Source organism: Simiduia sp. 21SJ11W-1, assembly GCF_024138675.1.
GTDB lineage: Bacteria > Pseudomonadota > Gammaproteobacteria > Pseudomonadales > Cellvibrionaceae > Simiduia.
The window spans coordinates 1,755,228-1,771,077 of record NZ_CP090959.1 but is presented as its reverse complement, the minus strand read 5'-3'; the positions used below and the strand labels follow the sequence as shown (position 1 = coordinate 1,771,077).

16 protein-coding genes are annotated in these 15,850 nt (G+C 54.2%); 5 read left to right on the top strand and 11 right to left on the bottom strand.

The genetic code is table 11. From position 1 onward, the window contains the following. The first annotated feature begins 136 nt into the window (after nucleotides 1-136). Entirely contained in the window at nucleotides 137-625 is a 489-nt protein-coding gene (locus L1F30_RS07785) for an Lrp/AsnC ligand binding domain-containing protein (RefSeq protein WP_253361359.1), read from the top strand. Nucleotides 626-882: 257 nt separating this feature from the next. Beyond that, on the top strand, nucleotides 883-1,311 hold the full coding sequence (locus L1F30_RS07780; RefSeq protein ID WP_253361357.1) for a hypothetical protein: 429 nt from the start codon (nucleotides 883-885) through the stop codon (nucleotides 1,309-1,311). A 2-nt stretch (nucleotides 1,312-1,313) separates the two neighbouring features. On the opposite strand, the gene ttcA is transcribed toward L1F30_RS07780, so the two are convergent. Then, nucleotides 1,314-2,243, bottom strand: coding sequence for a tRNA 2-thiocytidine(32) synthetase TtcA (gene ttcA / locus L1F30_RS07775; protein ID WP_253361355.1), 930 nt, complete (start codon nucleotides 2,241-2,243; stop codon nucleotides 1,314-1,316). 212 nt (nucleotides 2,244-2,455) lie between these two features. On the opposite strand from ttcA, the gene L1F30_RS07770 reads away from it, so the two are divergent. Next, on the top strand, nucleotides 2,456-3,214 hold the full coding sequence (locus L1F30_RS07770; protein WP_253361353.1) for a flagellar brake protein: 759 nt from the start codon (nucleotides 2,456-2,458) through the stop codon (nucleotides 3,212-3,214). Here the strand turns inward: L1F30_RS07770 and L1F30_RS07765 are convergent. Beyond that, nucleotides 3,199-4,005: a DUF547 domain-containing protein gene (locus L1F30_RS07765; protein ID WP_253361352.1), complete on the bottom strand. Its 807-nt coding sequence runs from the start codon at nucleotides 4,003-4,005 to the stop codon at nucleotides 3,199-3,201. The two genes, L1F30_RS07770 and L1F30_RS07765, sit on opposite strands and share 16 nt — an antisense overlap. Before the next feature lie 14 nt (nucleotides 4,006-4,019). Here L1F30_RS07765 and bioA point away from each other — a divergent pair, with 14 nt between their 5' ends. After that, nucleotides 4,020-5,303 (top strand): adenosylmethionine--8-amino-7-oxononanoate transaminase, encoded by a 1,284-nt coding sequence (bioA, locus tag L1F30_RS07760; protein ID WP_253361350.1) that lies wholly within the window; start codon nucleotides 4,020-4,022, stop codon nucleotides 5,301-5,303. 99 nt (nucleotides 5,304-5,402) lie between these two features. Here bioA and L1F30_RS07755 read toward each other — a convergent pair whose 3' ends face one another. The 7 genes from L1F30_RS07755 to tsaB all read right to left on the bottom strand — a co-directional run bounded on the left by L1F30_RS07755 (nucleotide 5,403) and on the right by tsaB (nucleotide 12,605). Then, the gene (locus L1F30_RS07755; RefSeq protein WP_253361348.1) at nucleotides 5,403-6,410 is read right to left on the bottom strand and encodes a tryptophan--tRNA ligase; all 1,008 of its coding nucleotides are present in this window, start codon (nucleotides 6,408-6,410) and stop codon (nucleotides 5,403-5,405) included. 90 nt (nucleotides 6,411-6,500) lie between these two features. After that, entirely contained in the window at nucleotides 6,501-7,646 is a 1,146-nt protein-coding gene (locus L1F30_RS07750) for a DUF3524 domain-containing protein (protein WP_253361346.1), read from the bottom strand. A 9-nt stretch (nucleotides 7,647-7,655) separates the two neighbouring features. After that, nucleotides 7,656-8,666 carry a cyclic nucleotide-binding domain-containing protein gene (locus tag L1F30_RS07745; protein WP_253361344.1) on the bottom strand — a complete coding sequence of 337 codons (1,011 nt, stop codon included), beginning with the start codon at nucleotides 8,664-8,666 and terminating at the stop codon, nucleotides 7,656-7,658. A gap of 12 nt (nucleotides 8,667-8,678) precedes the next feature. Further along, complete coding sequence (locus L1F30_RS07740) at nucleotides 8,679-9,977, bottom strand: M18 family aminopeptidase (protein ID WP_253361342.1); 1,299 nt, start codon at nucleotides 9,975-9,977, stop codon at nucleotides 8,679-8,681. A 224-nt stretch (nucleotides 9,978-10,201) separates the two neighbouring features. Further along, nucleotides 10,202-11,071 carry an NAD(P)-dependent oxidoreductase gene (locus L1F30_RS07735; protein WP_253361340.1) on the bottom strand — a complete coding sequence of 290 codons (870 nt, stop codon included), beginning with the start codon at nucleotides 11,069-11,071 and terminating at the stop codon, nucleotides 10,202-10,204. Nucleotides 11,072-11,113: 42 nt separating this feature from the next. Then, complete coding sequence (locus L1F30_RS07730; protein ID WP_253361338.1) at nucleotides 11,114-11,905, bottom strand: undecaprenyl-diphosphate phosphatase; 792 nt, start codon at nucleotides 11,903-11,905, stop codon at nucleotides 11,114-11,116. Nucleotides 11,906-11,924: 19 nt separating this feature from the next. Continuing rightward, a complete protein-coding gene (gene tsaB, locus L1F30_RS07725) occupies nucleotides 11,925-12,605 on the bottom strand; it encodes a tRNA (adenosine(37)-N6)-threonylcarbamoyltransferase complex dimerization subunit type 1 TsaB (protein WP_253361336.1) in 681 nt (226 codons plus the stop codon). A gap of 165 nt (nucleotides 12,606-12,770) precedes the next feature. Here tsaB and L1F30_RS07720 point away from each other — a divergent pair, with 165 nt between their 5' ends. After that, nucleotides 12,771-13,784 (top strand): hypothetical protein, encoded by a 1,014-nt coding sequence (locus L1F30_RS07720; protein ID WP_253361334.1) that lies wholly within the window; start codon nucleotides 12,771-12,773, stop codon nucleotides 13,782-13,784. Between the two features lie 9 nt (nucleotides 13,785-13,793). On the opposite strand, the gene hemH is transcribed toward L1F30_RS07720, so the two are convergent. Both hemH and adk read right to left on the bottom strand, forming a co-directional pair. Beyond that, on the bottom strand, nucleotides 13,794-14,771 hold the full coding sequence (gene hemH, locus L1F30_RS07715; protein ID WP_253361332.1) for a ferrochelatase: 978 nt from the start codon (nucleotides 14,769-14,771) through the stop codon (nucleotides 13,794-13,796). 75 nt (nucleotides 14,772-14,846) lie between these two features. After that, on the bottom strand, nucleotides 14,847-15,491 hold the full coding sequence (gene adk, locus L1F30_RS07710; RefSeq protein WP_253361330.1) for an adenylate kinase: 645 nt from the start codon (nucleotides 15,489-15,491) through the stop codon (nucleotides 14,847-14,849). Nucleotides 15,492-15,850: the final 359 nt, after the last annotated feature.

The following is a 15,850-nucleotide window of genomic DNA, read 5'->3' as shown; positions in this document are numbered from 1 at the left end:
CCACGGCAAACGGGTGATTCCTTTGCAATTTTCGTGTTTTATCAGAGCTTTCAACTATATAAATTTACCTTTTAGTGGATTCAACCATTATGACCGCCTATTATCAGCCCATACCTTTTTCAGAAGAATTACGCACATGAAAAAACGCGCAAAAGAGCTCTCCACCATTGATAAAAACATCATTCGCGTGCTCCAGAAAAACGGCCGCACCTCTTATGCAGACTTGTCCCGCCAGGTGGGGCTGAGCGCTACGCCTTGCATGGAGCGGGTAAAGCGGCTGGAACGCGACGGCGTCATTCAAGGCTATGCCGCCATGGTGAACCCGGAGTTTCTGGATGCCGCACTGGTGGTGTTTGTGCAAATCAGCCTGGTGCGCTCCTCGCAGGATATTTTTGAAGATTTCAGAAAAGCCGCCGCCAGCCTGCCAGAAATACAGGAGTGCTACCTGGTATCCGGCAACTTTGATTACCTAATTAAAGCCCGCGTGGCAGACATGGCAGCCTACAGGCAGTTTTACGGTGAAACATTGCTCACCCTGCCGGGTGTACAGGAGTGCACCAGCTATGTGGTTATGGAGCAGGTAAAAGAAACCCTGGAAGTTCCCGTGCGCTACCAACGGCCTTAAGCCAGGCAAAAGGCCAGTGATTTCCACTGGTTTTTTAAAGGTAAGCCCGCGAAAAATACTGGCACAGATTTTGGAACGTTTAGTACTGAGCGCCACCTAAGTGGTAAGCGTCAAAAAGCCAGCACCGCTGCTCAGATCATTTATAGCAATCGGCCGCAAGTGATTCTTTTTGCATAAGTTCTGGCGTATTGAACCAAATGGGTCTACACCTTGGACAGGCGAAACCCCAGTATTATTCGCGCTAGCGGGAGATTGACATGGGCATCTGCGAACCGGAACTGGTGGGCTTGATTATCCGGCCTACCCTGCGCCAGATGGGTTTGTATACAAAACGTGCCGAGCAATTGTTGCTCCAGGCGGCTGCAGCCAGTGAACTTGGCCACCACATATGCCCAGATCGCGCCCGCCGCCTGGGCCTGTACCGTATTACCTCCAAACAACATCGCCAAGTGTGGGATACCTACCTGGTACACCAGCCGGAACTTGCCTCAACGGTACGGGGCCTGGCCTCACAGCGGGCCTTTTTGAATAACCCCGATGATGAGCTGATCACCAACCTGCGCTACGCCACAGCCATTGCCTGGCTACTCATTCAGCAAACCTGCGAGCGCATGCCATCGGCCAAGCCCACAGATGCCGAACTTTTAGCCACAGCCTTTAACCGCCGTAAACGCATGGCGGCCTAAGGCTAAAGGTTTACCGCGTCTATATATTGCACGCCCGCACCTGCCGCCCGCGCCTTCGGCTCGCTGCCCTCACCGTCACTCCAATCTGTAACCGAGGCATCATCAAAGGCGTATTCCGCGCGCTCGCCGGTGCGATCGATGTTCAGGTTTTCAAAATCAAACAGGTTGCGGTCGGCCAGCTGGGAGGGGGCAATATTTTGCATTGCACCAAAAATCTGCTCTACCCGCCCCGGGTGGGTACGCTCCCATTCGTGCAACATGGCCTTGATGTTCTGGCGCTGCAGGTTTTCCTGGGAGCCACATAAATTACAGGGGATGATGGGAAAATTGCGGGCCTCGGCAAAGGCCTGCAAATCGCTTTCGCGGCAATAGGCCAGCGGGCGAATCACTATGTTACGGCCATCACTGGCGCGTAATTTAGGCGGCATGGCTGAAAGCTTGGCGCCATAAAACATGTTCAAAAACAGGGTTTCAACCATGTCATCGCGGTGGTGGCCGAGCGCAATTTTAGTGGCGCCAATTTTTTCGGCATAGCTGTACAAGGTGCCGCGGCGCAGGCGCGAGCATAGGCCGCAGGTGGTTTTACCCTCCGGGATTTTCTCTTTCACCACCGAGTAGGTGTCTTTTTCAAGAATCTGAAACGGCACCCCAACTGTACGCAAATAGTTGGGTAACACCTCTTCGGGGAAGCCCGGCTGCTTTTGATCCAGATTCACCGCCACCAGCTCAAAGCGAATGGGCGCGGTTTTTTGCAGGCTCATCAGGATATCCAGCATGGCGTAGGAATCTTTCCCGCCGGATAAGCACACCATCACCTTGTCGTTATCTTCAATCATGTTGAAGTCTACAATGGCGGTGCCTACCTGGCGCCTCAAGCGCTTTTGGAGCTTGTTGAATTCCAGCTTGTCTTTGCGTTCGGCTACATCTTGCATGGGGGTGGCCTGCGATTTTGGGGGCGCCATTGTACGGATTTTAAGCGCTTTGGGAAACCGCCTTGCCGCTTGCCAACATGCGGCAAACCCCTGCCGCCTTCTGCATCACAGTAGGCCCGGCACCCCTCTAAATTCAAGGGGTGCCGGGCTGGCATAGCGATTGCTCTACCCCTGTTACAACACCTTGCACCTTGCCCGATTGAGATGACGCTATGAGCCTTTTGCACGCAGTAATGCAAAAAATTCGCACACCCGATGCGCCACCTGCCGTTGAACCCGCCCAGGATATGAGCCTTACGGGCATCATGCAGCGCTATGCAAGCCTGATAGACCTGCAAAGCCGCCGCCAGCTGATTACCGTGCAGCTTGATAATCACCGGCAAAGCTTTCAATCACTGATTTTGGATATCAATTTCAGCCAACGGCTGCTGGTGCTGGATGAGCTGTTCCCCACCGCGCCACAACCAGCCATTGGCCAAAGCCTGTACCTTTCGCACCAGCACATGGGCAAAATCATGCAATTTGAAGCGCCGGTGCTGGAGCGCCAAACCATTGCCGGCAGCCCCTGCTACCTGGTGCCCCTGCCGGAATCACTGGAATACCGCCAGCGGCGTCGCCACCCGCGCTTGTTGCTTGAAGATCACATGGTGCCGGTGAAGCTGCAATCGCCCTGGCGTTCGCACTGGTTTGGCTCACTGGTAAATTTGTCGGCCGGTGGCATGCGGCTAAACCTCAACGGCGACAAGCTGCGCGAGATCAGCCGCGGCAGCAAGGTACCCAACATTCAATTTGAACTGGGCCGGCAGCTGAAAATCCAGTGCGACGGCAAAATCCGAAGCTTTCGCTTTCTGCGTCGCCCGGTTCGGCAAACGGAAATCAGCGTAGAGTTCAGCGGCTTAACCAGCGACCAATACGGCCTGCTGAGCCATTATGTAGACACACTGCTCGCGCAAAATTACCGGGCCGCCTGATAGTCGTTCAGAGCCCAATCGTAGCGGTAGCGCAGGCTTGCCCCCTCGGGAATGGGCACCTTGCGGTAGCCATTGATAAACGCGATGCGGGCGCCCTCGGTGGTGCCAAAATCTTCGCCAAACCAATAGAAAATACGGCTGAGGTACACCGTATTGGCGCTCACATCTACGCCCTTTTCACTGTTTATAAACGCCCAGGCCGCAGATTCAAGCTGGGCCTCAAGTGTGCCTGCAGTTAACACCTTGGCCGGTAAATCCGGGCAACCGATACTCGCACAATTGAGCACAAAGTGAATGCGGGGCTCCTGCCATTGGGCTCGCAATATACCGTGTTCTATATCATCAAAACTGAGTGAGCGCCCCTCCACGTCAACCACCGGGTACTTCCAGGGCCCGCCGGCAAGCCAGGCCGCCAAATTAGGCTTCACATCTTTGATTGATGCCGGAATGCCCGACTCCAGTACCAGCAAAATCATCCGGCTGTTGTAGAGGTTTACCCAGTAGGCTTGGGCCTCGGCGCCACCCATGGTGCTGGGCGCTTGCCTTTGAAGGCCCGCAACATAGTTGCCCAGTGCCTTCTTATGGGCATCGGTTACGGCCCGGTAATCTACCAGTGCGCCACGGGGCGTTTCATGGCGGTAGGTATCTAAAAATTGCTGGTACGGATTTGCCTCGGCTGCGCCGGCAAAAGCACTTGCCAGCAACATTGACAGGCTGCAGATCACGGCCACGGCTTGAGCCCGGCTGGTTCTAAACAGGCAAGCCACGTAAACTCCCCTTTTTAAGTTCATTGTGTAGTTCCCCCATGGATACAGACAGCCTGCTTTCGTTAGATAAACAATTACTCTGGCACCCCTACTCGTCTTTTAACAATCCGCCGCCGGTATACCCGGTAGCCAGTGCCCAGGGCGTATACATCGAGCTCACCGATGGCCGCAAGCTCATCGACGGCATGAGCAGCTGGTGGTGCATGCTGCATGGTTACAATCATCCGGTGCTCAATCAAGCCATTAAAGACCAGGTGGATAAAGTCTCCCATGTGATGTTTGGCGGCCTCACCCACGCGCCCGCCGTGAAGCTTGCACAAAAACTGGTTGCGCTTTCACCGCCCGGTTTAAATAAAGTCTTTTTATCCGATTCGGGCTCTGTGTCTGTGGAAGTGGCCCTTAAAATGGCGCTGCAATTTTGGCGCTCACAAGGCAAGCCTGAAAAAACCCGCATGGTTGCTTTGCGATGCGGCTATCACGGGGATACCTTTGGTGCCATGTCTGTGTGTGACCCGGTAACGGGCATGCATCACCTCTTTGCCGATGCCATGCCCACGCACCTGTTTGCGCCCGCGCCCACCTGCGCCTTTGATGCCCCCTGCACTGATGAAGATATTGCCCCACTAAAGGCAATACTGAGCGAGCACCATACAACCCTTGCCGCGCTGATTTTAGAGCCGGTAGTGCAAGGCGCTGGCGGCATGCGTTTTTATTCTCCGCAATACCTGAAAGCGGCGCGCGCACTGTGCGATGAATACGGCATATTGCTGATTGCCGATGAAATTGCCACAGGCTTCGGGCGCACCGGTAAAATGTTTGCCTGCGAGCACGCAGGTATCAGCCCGGATATTCTCTGCGTGGGCAAAGGCTTAACCGGCGGCTACATGACCCTGGCCGCCACCTTGTGTAACAACAAAGTGGCCCAAGGCATTTGTGATGGCGAAGCCGGTGTGTTCATGCACGGGCCCACCTTTATGGGCAACCCGCTGGCTTGCGCGGCCGCCAATGCAAGTTTGGATATTTTATGCAACCAGAACTGGCAGGCAAAGGTTCTGCAAATTGAAGCCGGGTTAACCGCGGGGCTTGCGCCTTGCAAACAGCTGCCAGGTGTTGCCAATGTGCGGGTACTGGGCACCATCGGGGTGGTGGAAATGCAAGCACCGGTTGACATGGCGCTTATTCAACGCCGCTTTGTAGACCAAGGTGTATGGATTCGCCCGTTTGGAAAACTGGTTTACGTAATGCCACCGCTCATTATCAGCGATAAGGAACTTTCGCTGCTCACCGGCGCCATGTGCAAGGTATTGAGCATGGGCAGCTAGCGCCGCGCACGCGCACCCAATCTTACAAAAACCAAAAAAATTTGAACATAAAAAAAGGCGCCAGGCATTGCCGGGCGCCTTTATAATTTCCGTAAGCCCTTAGCGAATCGGCTTGATACCCACAGCTTCGCGCACCTTTTGCAGCAACGGCGCACTGTATGAGCGGGCCTTCTCTGCCCCTTTTTGCAACTCTGCCTCAATGTGCAGCGGGTCTGCCAAGAGCGTTTGGTAGCGCTCGCGGGCCTCTTTTAATTGATCGTTAATCAGTGCGTGCAATTGTTTTTTGGCTTCGCCCCAGGCGATGCCGGCTGCGAATTCGTCACGCATATATTGGGTTTGCTCAGGCGTGGCAAAGGCTTGCCAAATTTGAAATACCGTGGCGTCATCGGGATCTTTTGGATCGCCCGGCTCAAGCAAATTGGTTTTAATTTTGTTGATGTGCTTTTTGAGGGGCTTTTCTTCCAAAAACAACGGAATGGTATTGCCGTAGCTTTTGCTCATCTTACGGCCATCGAGGCCTTGTAAAACAGCCACGTTGTCGTCTACCACTGCCTCTGGCAGCGTAAACAATTCACCGTAGTGATGGTTAAAACGCGCGGCAATATCACGCGCCATTTCTACGTGCTGAATTTGATCGCGCCCAACCGGCACCTTATGGGCATTGAACATCAAAATATCGGCGGCCATCAGCACCGGGTAGCTATAAAGCCCCATGGTGATGCCAAAATCAGTATCTTCACCTGCCTCTTCGTTGGCGGCAACGGCGGCTTTATAAGCGTGGGCGCGGTTCATCAAGCCCTTGGCGGCCATGCAGGTAAGCACCCAGCACAACTCGGGAATTTCCGGCACATCAGACTGGCGATAAAACACCACGTTATCGGTATTAAGCCCAAGTGCCAACCAGGTAGCGGCAATTTCACGGGTAGACTGGTGCACCAACTCCGGCGCCTGGCATTTGATCAATGCGTGAAAATCGGCCAAGAAATAAAACGACAGGTTATTGGTGTCGTGGCTGGCCTCAATGGCTGGGCGGATGGCACCCACATAGTTGCCCAGGTGCGGGGTTCCCGTGGTTGTGATGCCCGTTAAAATCCGCTGCTTGCTCATAATGCTAAAACTCTGGTGTTGGCTAGGGCCGCGTATAATACCCGACCTGCCCCCGCCGTGCAGCCTGCACATCGGCTCTTGTTGCCGCTACTACCCCATTAAGCCCGCAGAGGCTTGCAGCTCATCAAACAACTGGCCGTATGCGGCCCTTAAGTTACCCCAGCCCAGCGCGGCTACGGCCTCTGTTGCAGCCGCATGCCCGCGCATGGCTGCACCTGAATAATGCCCCTGAACCGCTTGCACAAGAACCTCTGCCAACGCTTGTGCCTCACTGTGTACATCTTCCGGGTGAGACCCATAAAACCGTGCTGCCGATTCACTAAACCACTCAGGGTAGGCAAGCCTTCGCGGCAGTATGGGTTGCGCCCCATAAGCCGCCGCTTCAAGCATCGCAAGGCCCTGGAAGTCGTGCAGCGCGGTAGAGATGGCAAAGTGGCTTTCGGCCAACAACCGGTTGTAATCTGCCCGCGCTTGCTGAAAACCCCAGGCGCCCGCCCAGCCCTCTTCTTCAAGTAGCTGTTTAATTTTGGCAAACACGGCCGGCACCTTGCGAAAAGACTGCCCAACCAGGTGTACCGTCAGCGCACAACCGGGGGCCTTTTCACGCAGCTTGACCAAGGCTTCATAGAGCCTTTCAGGGGCTTTGTCGTGCTCCCAGCGGTGATTCCAAATCACCGTGAGGCGGCCGGCTTTTGCCGAGGGGCCTGGGTGGGCGGCAGGGTTTAACGGCACCGGCAGCACGCGCGCTTTAGCCTGCAAATCTGCCACCAGGTTTTTCGGCAAGCCATCGGGCAGTTTACGCACCAGGGCGCTCACGCCTGCAAAAAAGGTATTGCAGTTATAGCAGGAATTAAACACCAGATAATTGGCCACAAGCGCGCTGTAGAGCGTCATCATTTGTGGTTCCAGGCGCGCCTGTTGGGCATCGTTGGCCGGGTAGTCGAACTGGTTTTCATGGAAATACAGCACACTCGGGCAGCCTGCCAAGTGCGGAGCCAAGGCTTTCAGGCCCACCAAATCGGTCATGGAGGTGGCGACTATGGCATCGGCAGGCGCCGACAACTGCTCGGGGTATTGTGCAAGCAGGGAAATGGCGTTGCCCCGAATACGCCAATTAAAATAGCGTGCAGGCAGTGTGAGCTGCTCCCACTGAATGTGCGGGAAATTTGCCATCACGCCGTCACACCAATAGGCGTGACTGTGCGCGTGATAGGCAGAGAGAAGCAGGCAGCGCACCCGAACGGCTTAGTAAAGCTCGCCCGCGCAGGACAAAATAGAGCAATCAAGCCCCGCTTGATTAAACAAATAAGCCGCCACTTCGGCGCGCCGGCCACCGTCACCGGTAATCAGGTAATTAATACCAGACTCCAAGCGGTCAACACGGGCACGCAGGCCACCCAAGGGCATATTTACGGCACCGGCCACGTGGCCGCAACGGTATTCCATGGGCAGGCGCACGTCTACCAATTTAAAGTTGCCCGCTTTTTCAAGGGACTCCCAGGCTTTGGCATCTACAAACTGCAATATGGGCTCTTGCAGTAACACGCGGAAATCTTCTTTGGTCAGGCGCATTACGCCGCCTGGGGTTTGGGCAATCACCGAGGCGTTGCGCACGGCTTCGCCCACCAGCGCCTCTTCACCAAAGTAATGGCCTGGGCGCAGCACTACGTCGAGCTTTTGGCTGCGCGACTCTACCGCCACGCGGCCCTTTTCCAGCACGTAGAAGTAATCGCCCTGATCCCCCTCCTGAATTAACACATCGCCGGGCTCGAATTCTACCCATTCAAACTTGGCAAACAGTTCTTGCAGGTTGGCCGGCGGCACCTTGTTAAACAAGGGCGACTCCAACAGGCACGACATCCAATCCTGATGCTCTTCACCGGCCTGTTCGACCTTTTTCTCAACGGTGGATTCGGTATAAGCAAGCACCAAATCCACAAACTCTTTATCAATGCGAAACACCACAACGGGCTCTTTCGCCACACCCGATACCGGAGAGGGCGACTGCAAATTGAGCGGCGAACGGGCACGCTCTGTGCCGGCGGTAATCACTTCAGATTCAAAGTCGGCCGCAATCAAATCTACACTGCCAGACACCAGGTAGTAGTTTTCAGACAAAGGCTTGCCGCGTTTAAAAACCAAAGTGCCCCGCTCCAGCTCGAACAATTCGAGGTGATCCATTAGGCGCTGCAAGTACTCTTCGCTAAGGGATGTAAAAGGCTCAAATTTAGCCAGGGCTTCAAGGTCGAACGACATGGTTACTCCGGATTATTTAATGCGTGAGTGGGCAGAAAAATGCGCCCGTAAAACGTTGATCAGATCGACCATATCGGTCGTTCCGGCCGTTTCACGAATGGAGTGCATACCCCAGGTTGGCACGCCCACATCCAATGTGCGAAGGCCAATTTCTGCGGCTGTGATGGGGCCAATGGTGCTGCCGCACGCCATATCTGTGCGCACCACAAAGGCTTGAACCGGGACATTTAACTGCTGACACAAGTGGCGGAAGTATGCACTGGTTTCGCTGTTGCTGGCGTAGCGCTGGTTCGCATTTATTTTGATCACCGGGCCTTTGTTTAACAGCGGCCCATGGTTTTGATCATGCTTGTCTGGGTAGTTGGGGTGAATGCCGTGCGCATTGTCGGCTGAAATCATCATCGAGCGGTCTATTGCGCGGTTGCGGGCTTCGGCATCTGGCAGCAGGCGCTCTAAAAACTGACGCAGCATGGGCCCTTGTGCGCCACAGGCCGACATACTGCCCACTTCTTCGTGATCATTGCAAATGAGTAGTTGGCTCTGGCCTGCATCTGCGGTTAACAAGGCCTCCAGGCCCACAAAGCAGCTCAGTAGATTATCGAGCCGCGCGCCCACGTAAAATTCATTATTCAGCCCCAGAGTGGTGCCCGGCTGGGTGTCGTAGAAACACAGCTCGTAATCGAGCACTTGCGAGAGGTCGTCACAGCCTTGTTTGCCAAGCTGCTCGGCCAAGAGGCTACGAAAATCCGGCTTGCTTTCAAGGCCCGGCAATTGTGCAAGTACCGGTGGAATGTCGGTTTGGGGGTTGATGTTGCGACTTTTGTTTACCTCACGATCCAGGTGAATGGCAAGGCTTGGGATGGTGGCAATGGCGCGCTCGAAATTGACCAGCGCCACACTGTGCTCACGGGCCTTATTCAGGTAGTTAACCCGGCCCGCCAACGAAAGGTCGCGATCAAACCAGGGCGCCAGCAGTACGCCACCATACACTTCAACCCCCAGCTGGTAATAACCACAGCTGTTCACCTCCGGATTGGGCTTCACCTTAAGGCATGGGCTGTCTGTGTGGGCACCCACCATGTGAATGCCTTGTGCTATGGGGTTATCGCCGTGCACATAGGCCAACACTGAAGAGCCGTTGCGCACCACATAGTATTTGCCACCTGGCTTGAAGTGCCAGGCATCACCCTCGTGCAAAGCCTGAAAACCCGCTGCCTCCAATTGCTCAACCATGGCGGCAACCGCATGAAAAGGCGTGGGGGATGCCTGTAAAAAGCGGGTTAATTTATCGGTGATGGCAACCTGGGCCATGTGCAACTTTCCTCGTTTGGTGGGCAGCCTACGCCGCCTTATCGAATGTTGTTAATGCCTGCCCGTGTGTATTGCGCCAAGGCGCGGCACTTCATTGTAGACATCAGGAGCGCCGGTATCAGGTGCAAAGCCCGGGTTTAAGATCCACAGGCTTCGCCTCACATCACGCCCGAATACCCTGTGCCGCTGAACCTACGCGGCTTTACCTATGGCTGCAGCACTTCTTATTTGGTGCGCTCCAGGCGCGCCAACAGGCTTGAGGTGTCCCAACGGTTGCCGCCGAGCGCTTGCACATCACCGTAGAACTGATCAACCAGGGCCGTTACCGGTAAGCGGGCACCGTTGCGGCTGGCCTCGGCCAATACAATCCCAAGATCTTTACGCATCCAGTCTACGGCAAAACCGTGGTCATAATCGCCCGCCAACATGGTTTCATAGCGGTTTTCCATTTGCCATGACTGGGCAGCCCCTTTGGAAATCACATCAATCACGGCGGCGGCATCCAGGCCCGCGGCCTTGGCAAAGTGCAACCCCTCAGCCAACCCCTGAACTAGGCCCGCTATACAGATTTGGTTAACCATTTTACACAACTGGCCACTGCCAATGGGGCCCAGTAAGCGCACTGCCCGGGCAAAGTGTTCGATCACCGGTTTAGCTTTGGCAAAAGCCGGCGCGTCACCCCCTACCATTACCGTGAGCTGGCCTTTTTCAGCGCCTGCCTGACCACCGCTAACCGGGGCATCCAAAAACGCCACACCGGCTGCCGCAGCCACCCTATAGAGCTCGCGCGCTACACTGGCCGAGGCTGTGGTGTTATCAACAATAATGGCGCCCGCTTGGGCACCTGCCAGCACACCCTGCTCACCTGCCACCACGTCAGTCAAATCATCATCATTGCCAACACAGACAAAAATAATCTCGGCATCTTTGGCGGCAAGCTTCGGAGTCAGCGCATGCTGGCCACCAAACTCCGCCACCCAGCGCTCGGCTTTGGCGGTAGTGCGGTTGTATACAGTGGTAGCGACTCCTGCTTGCTGCAGGTGCCCAGCCATTGGGTAGCCCATAACGCCCAGCCCGATAAACGCCGCTTTCATATGGCCTCCAACAAATATTCAGGAATATAAATAAACGCGCTGCTACCAAAAAAGCACAAGCAACGCACCGCCCAAGATCAAACGGTAGATAACAAAAGGCATCATGCCCATGCGGCTAATAACCTGCATGAAAAAATGAATGCAGCCATAGGCACTGAGTGCAGACAGCACAAACCCTAAGCCCAGCGTACCCCAATCAACAGCAGGCAGCGCCAACAGTTTATAGCTTAGATAACCGGCACTGGCTGCGATAATCGGAATGGAGAGCAAAAACGAAAAGCGCGCGGCATCTACCCGCGTGAAACCCAAAAGTAATGCAGCCGTCATGGTAATACCAGAACGGGATGTTCCGGGAATAAGCGCAAGCACCTGCGCAAAGCCGATGAACACCGCTGCCATTAATGTCATATTCACCAAGGTGCGCTCACCACCGCCGCGCCTGTCGGCCCAGCCCAAGAGCAAACCAAAAACAATGGTGGCCCATGCAATCACCCAGGCCGAGCGCAAATGAAGCTCAATAAAATCTTTACCTAACAGGCCCGCAATGCCCGCAGGCAAGGTAGCCAGTGCCAGCATCCACACAAGGTCGCTATTGTGTGAACGCCGCCCGGCAAATGAGTGAAACCAGGCACCGGCCAGGGTGAGCAGATCCCGCCTGAAATAGGTAATTACCGCCAGCAAGCTACCAAAATGCACAGCCACATCAAATGCCAGGCCTTGATCAGGCCAACCTAAAATGGCGTGCGGCAAAATAAGGTGCGCGGAACTCGATATAGGTAAAAATTCCGTTAGCCCCTGAATAAGAGCCAACAAAAGTACTTGAAGCCAATCCATGACCTGCTCGCTATAAAATTTAAAGGGATTGAGTGCGAATACGGGTGCGCTTTTGCCAGCTCACGCTGTCTCTCAAATAGATAGGTAGTGCCTGATCTGCGGCCACCGGGGTAATCTGCCCTGTTGCAGCCAGGGTCAGAACATCCTGTGCATCGGGTTCTATTTCTGTGGTACACACCGGTGGCAGCTCAGGCGCCAGCAGCCAGCCACTGCCACAGGCAGCCTCTGTGCCCGTAAGGCATGCTGGCCAATCGGCAACCGGCGCCAATAATTCATCAGAGCTCGCGGCTATTTCTTGCCCGGTAACGGTAAAGCGCGCCCCGTAAATTTCACCCATACGGGCATCTACAGCAACTGCCAGGCTTCCGGCAAACGCCGGGTGTAATCGGCTGTAACCCTGTGCAAGGCTCGCCAGTGATGACACGGGAATAACAGGCAAATCCGCGCCGTATGCCAAACCCTGCACAACTCCCGTTGCCACCCGTAAGCCCGTGAACGAGCCCGGCCCCCGACCAAATGCAATGGCATCCAGCGATGACACCTTCACTCCCGCTTCGGCCAGCACTTCATCCACCATGGGTAATAGCCGCTGCATATGCCCACGCGGGGTTATGGCAGCCCGGCAAAAGCGCACATCGTCATAGGCAAGTGCCACAGAGCAGGCATTTGAAGAGGTATCTAGAGCAAGAATTCGACGCATAAGAAGGCAGGCAATGGAATTTGGGGTAGCATTTTCCCAGAATTTGCCGAGGCCTGCACCCCAAAAAAAATCCCCCTTGCGGGGGATTTTAAAGGTTTTGCTTACTAGGCTTTGCGTTTGCGGCCGCGGCCTACCGCCTTTTTGCGGGCCGGAGCGCGTTTCACCTTGGCCACTTTAGCCTTGGGCTTTGCTTTCGCCTTCGCTTTGGCCTTGCGGGCTTTAGGCTTGGCGGTGGCCTTTTTGGCGGCGGCTTTTGCTTTGGCGGCGGCTTTGCGGGCCGCTATTTTTTCTTTGGCAGCGGCCTTTTTAGCGGCAGCTTTCGCTTTGGCGGCAGCCTTTTTAGCGGCGGCTTTAGCTTTGGCAGCGGCTTTTTTAGCGGCGGCGGCTGCTTTGGCCTTTTCCTTCTTTTCTACCGAAGCAAGCTTGGCTTTCACCTTCTTGGTGGTCGCTTTTACTTTCTTGGCGTCTGCTGCTGCACGCTTTTTGGTCCATTTGCTTTCAAAGGCCTTGAGTGCCTTCTCTAAATCAGCCTCGGCCTTGGCAGCAAGCTTGGTTTTCATGCTTTCAATCTTGGCCATAGCCGATTCAACGCGCGCCTGGGCCTTGGCTTCTGCCTTCAACTTAGCCAGCTTATCTTTTGCATCAGACATTTTTGCACGCAGGCTCTGCATAGCTGTAGAAACCTTTGTTGCGGCCTTGCTGGCAGCATCTGCCGCCCGCTTATCCATTGCCTTACCGGATTTCGCGGCCTTCTTCTTGGCTGCTGCAGCTTTCTTACGGGCAGCGGCCAGTTGCTTGGCTTGTGCTGCGATGTCTTTAGTCATTTTATCGACACTGCCTTGCGCCTTATCTAAGGCGGGTGAAGTAGCAGCAGGTGTACGTACGGATTTTGCCTTTGCGGGTGCTTTTTTTGCAGCGCGTTTTGCGGTGCGTTTCTTAGCGACTCGTGCCATGTGTCATCTCCTCGAACATGAATCAAACTGTTTTGTTATTACACGTTTTGAGCACAACATCGTGCATGACACCAGTGCTAAAACTGCAAACACAGCGGTATCGCTTTTGATATTAAGAAAGAAATTGAAAATTTGCGAGTTTTTAGACCATTTTTTGAACAAAAAACAGTGTGTGAGGGGCAAATTTCTGGAATTTGCCCCCGATTCGATACCTTTTAAGATTTAACGGCGAAATCTACGCGAAATGTTCAAGCGCAATATTGGAAAATAAAAACACCTGGGCCGGGTCGTCATTCAAACAAGGGATGTATCGGTATTCGCTTCCGCCCGATGCCAAAAACAGCTCCCGGTTTTCCTCATCAATCTCTTCAAGTGTTTCCAGGCAGTCAATTGCAAAGGCCGGGCAGATTACATCCACACTATTTATGCCCTGCTTCGGCCATTCACTCAACACCACATCGGTATAAGGTTTTAGCCATTCAGCTTTACCCAGCCGCGACTGAAAACTAACAGCCCAACGATCTTTAGGCAGATTAAGTGCCTCTGCCACAGATTTGGCAGTGGCCAGGCAGTGACGCTGGTAAGGGTCGCCCAGCTCGACATTGCGCTTAGGGATTCCGTGAAATGAAAATAACAACTTCTGGGCCTGTGAGTGTTTTGCCCAATGGGCCTGAACACTTTGTACCAGGGCTGCCGTGTAATCCTGACGATGGTAGTAAAACTTCTGAATACGCACGTCTGGCACATCACGCGAGCGCTGGATTAAGGCCGCGTACTGATCGTAAATAGAGCCCGTGGTGGTTGCTGAGTATTGGGGGTATAAAGGCAGCAGCAAAATACGCTGCACGCCCTCGCCCTGTAATTGCGATATTTGTTGTTCGATAGAAGGCTTGCCGTAGGTGTAGGCGCAAAACACCTTGGGTGCCTTATCGGCCATGGCCTCAATCAAACTCTCGTGCAGCTTTTCAGCTAACCGCTCGGTGTAAACCTTCAACGGCGAGCCTTCGGGTGTCCAGATGGATTGGTAGGCCTTGGCAACGCGGTTTGGCCGAAAGGGTAAAATGAAGCCGTGCAGAATGGGCCACCAGATCAGTCTTGGAACCTCTACCACCCGCCGGTCGGATAAAAATTCCCGCAAGAAGCGACGCACCCCACTGGGTGTTGGAGATTCAGGGGTACCTAGATTAATCAAAATTACGGCATCGCGGCTCATACTTCACCTTTAAAGGTATAAATGAAACGGGCATAAAAAAACCCGCCGAAGCGGGTTTTTACATCGAGCGAGAAACTATGCCAGCGCGGCAAACACCCGCTCGCGAATCTCATCAACGCTACCCACGCCGGAAATCTTACTGCATTTTACCGAGCCTGTGGCTTGACGCGCAGCATAAAAGCCAACCAGAGGTTCGGTTTGCTCGTGATAGGTTGCCAGGCGTTTGCGCACTGTCTCTTCTGTGTCATCGGGGCGCTGCACCAGGGCATCGCCAGTTTCATCGTCTTTGCCGGCTTCTTTCGGCGGGTTGTATACGGTGTGATACACCCGACCGGATGCCTCGTGCACACGGCGCCCGCTCAAACGCTCAACAATAACTTCATCTGCCACGTCTATTTCTACCACGTGATCGATATCAACACCCGCCTCCACCAAGGCTTCGGCCTGTGGAATGGTGCGCGGAAAGCCATCAAACAAAAAGCCCTTCGCACAATCAGGCTGGGTAATGCGATCTTTCACCAGCGCGATAATGATGTCGTCAGACACCAAGCCGCCAGAAGACATAATGTCTTTCACTTTTAAACCCAAGGGCGACTCAGCTTTCACTGCTGCACGGAGCATGTCACCGGTGGAGATTTGGGGAATACCAAACTTCTCCATAATAAATTGGGCTTGTGTGCCTTTGCCGGCGCCTGGGGCACCGAGAAGAATTACGCGCATGTTCGCTCGCTCCTACAGTTCTCGTATCGCGTTGTTCCAGATGTTGCCACCAGACATCAGTCCACTAATCGTCAGCAGGTACACCCTTGTTTTGGGCCGCATAAGATACACGCTGCCCCCCACCTACTCAAGCAAGGCCGTTCTTATTGGCACTGATAACCGCATCTAAGTGCTTGAATTGCCTGTTTTTTGGCCGAATGAGCCTCTTTTATACCTTATATAGCGAACCTCGGTTGCAGTTTCAGGCAGCCAAGCTAGAGAGATTGTGACTTTACAGAATGGCTGTTATTTCCTTTAGGCATATAACCTGAATAATTAATTGCCAAAGGGTCACAGGCAGTTACCGTGCATCAACTAAT

Excerpts from the sequence above, each read along its gene's own strand:
- L1F30_RS07755 (WP_253361348.1), bottom strand. The coding sequence starts at position 6,410 with ATGAGCAAGCAGCGGATTTTAACGGGCATCACAACCACGGGAACCCCG.
- L1F30_RS07785 (WP_253361359.1), top strand. The coding sequence starts at position 137 with ATGAAAAAACGCGCAAAAGAGCTCTCCACCATTGATAAAAACATCATT.
- L1F30_RS07770 (WP_253361353.1), top strand. The coding sequence starts at position 2,456 with ATGAGCCTTTTGCACGCAGTAATGCAAAAAATTCGCACACCCGATGCG.
- bioA (WP_253361350.1), top strand. The coding sequence starts at position 4,020 with ATGGATACAGACAGCCTGCTTTCGTTAGATAAACAATTACTCTGGCAC.
- ttcA (WP_253361355.1), bottom strand. The coding sequence starts at position 2,243 with ATGCAAGATGTAGCCGAACGCAAAGACAAGCTGGAATTCAACAAGCTC.
- hemH (WP_253361332.1), bottom strand. The coding sequence starts at position 14,771 with ATGAGCCGCGATGCCGTAATTTTGATTAATCTAGGTACCCCTGAATCT.
- L1F30_RS07765 (WP_253361352.1), bottom strand. The coding sequence starts at position 4,005 with ATGAACTTAAAAAGGGGAGTTTACGTGGCTTGCCTGTTTAGAACCAGC.
- L1F30_RS07740 (WP_253361342.1), bottom strand. The coding sequence starts at position 9,977 with ATGGCCCAGGTTGCCATCACCGATAAATTAACCCGCTTTTTACAGGCA.
- L1F30_RS07745 (WP_253361344.1), bottom strand. The coding sequence starts at position 8,666 with ATGTCGTTCGACCTTGAAGCCCTGGCTAAATTTGAGCCTTTTACATCC.
- tsaB (WP_253361336.1), bottom strand. The coding sequence starts at position 12,605 with ATGCGTCGAATTCTTGCTCTAGATACCTCTTCAAATGCCTGCTCTGTG.
- L1F30_RS07780 (WP_253361357.1), top strand. The coding sequence starts at position 883 with ATGGGCATCTGCGAACCGGAACTGGTGGGCTTGATTATCCGGCCTACC.
- adk (WP_253361330.1), bottom strand. The coding sequence starts at position 15,491 with ATGCGCGTAATTCTTCTCGGTGCCCCAGGCGCCGGCAAAGGCACACAA.
- L1F30_RS07735 (WP_253361340.1), bottom strand. The coding sequence starts at position 11,071 with ATGAAAGCGGCGTTTATCGGGCTGGGCGTTATGGGCTACCCAATGGCT.
- L1F30_RS07730 (WP_253361338.1), bottom strand. The coding sequence starts at position 11,905 with ATGGATTGGCTTCAAGTACTTTTGTTGGCTCTTATTCAGGGGCTAACG.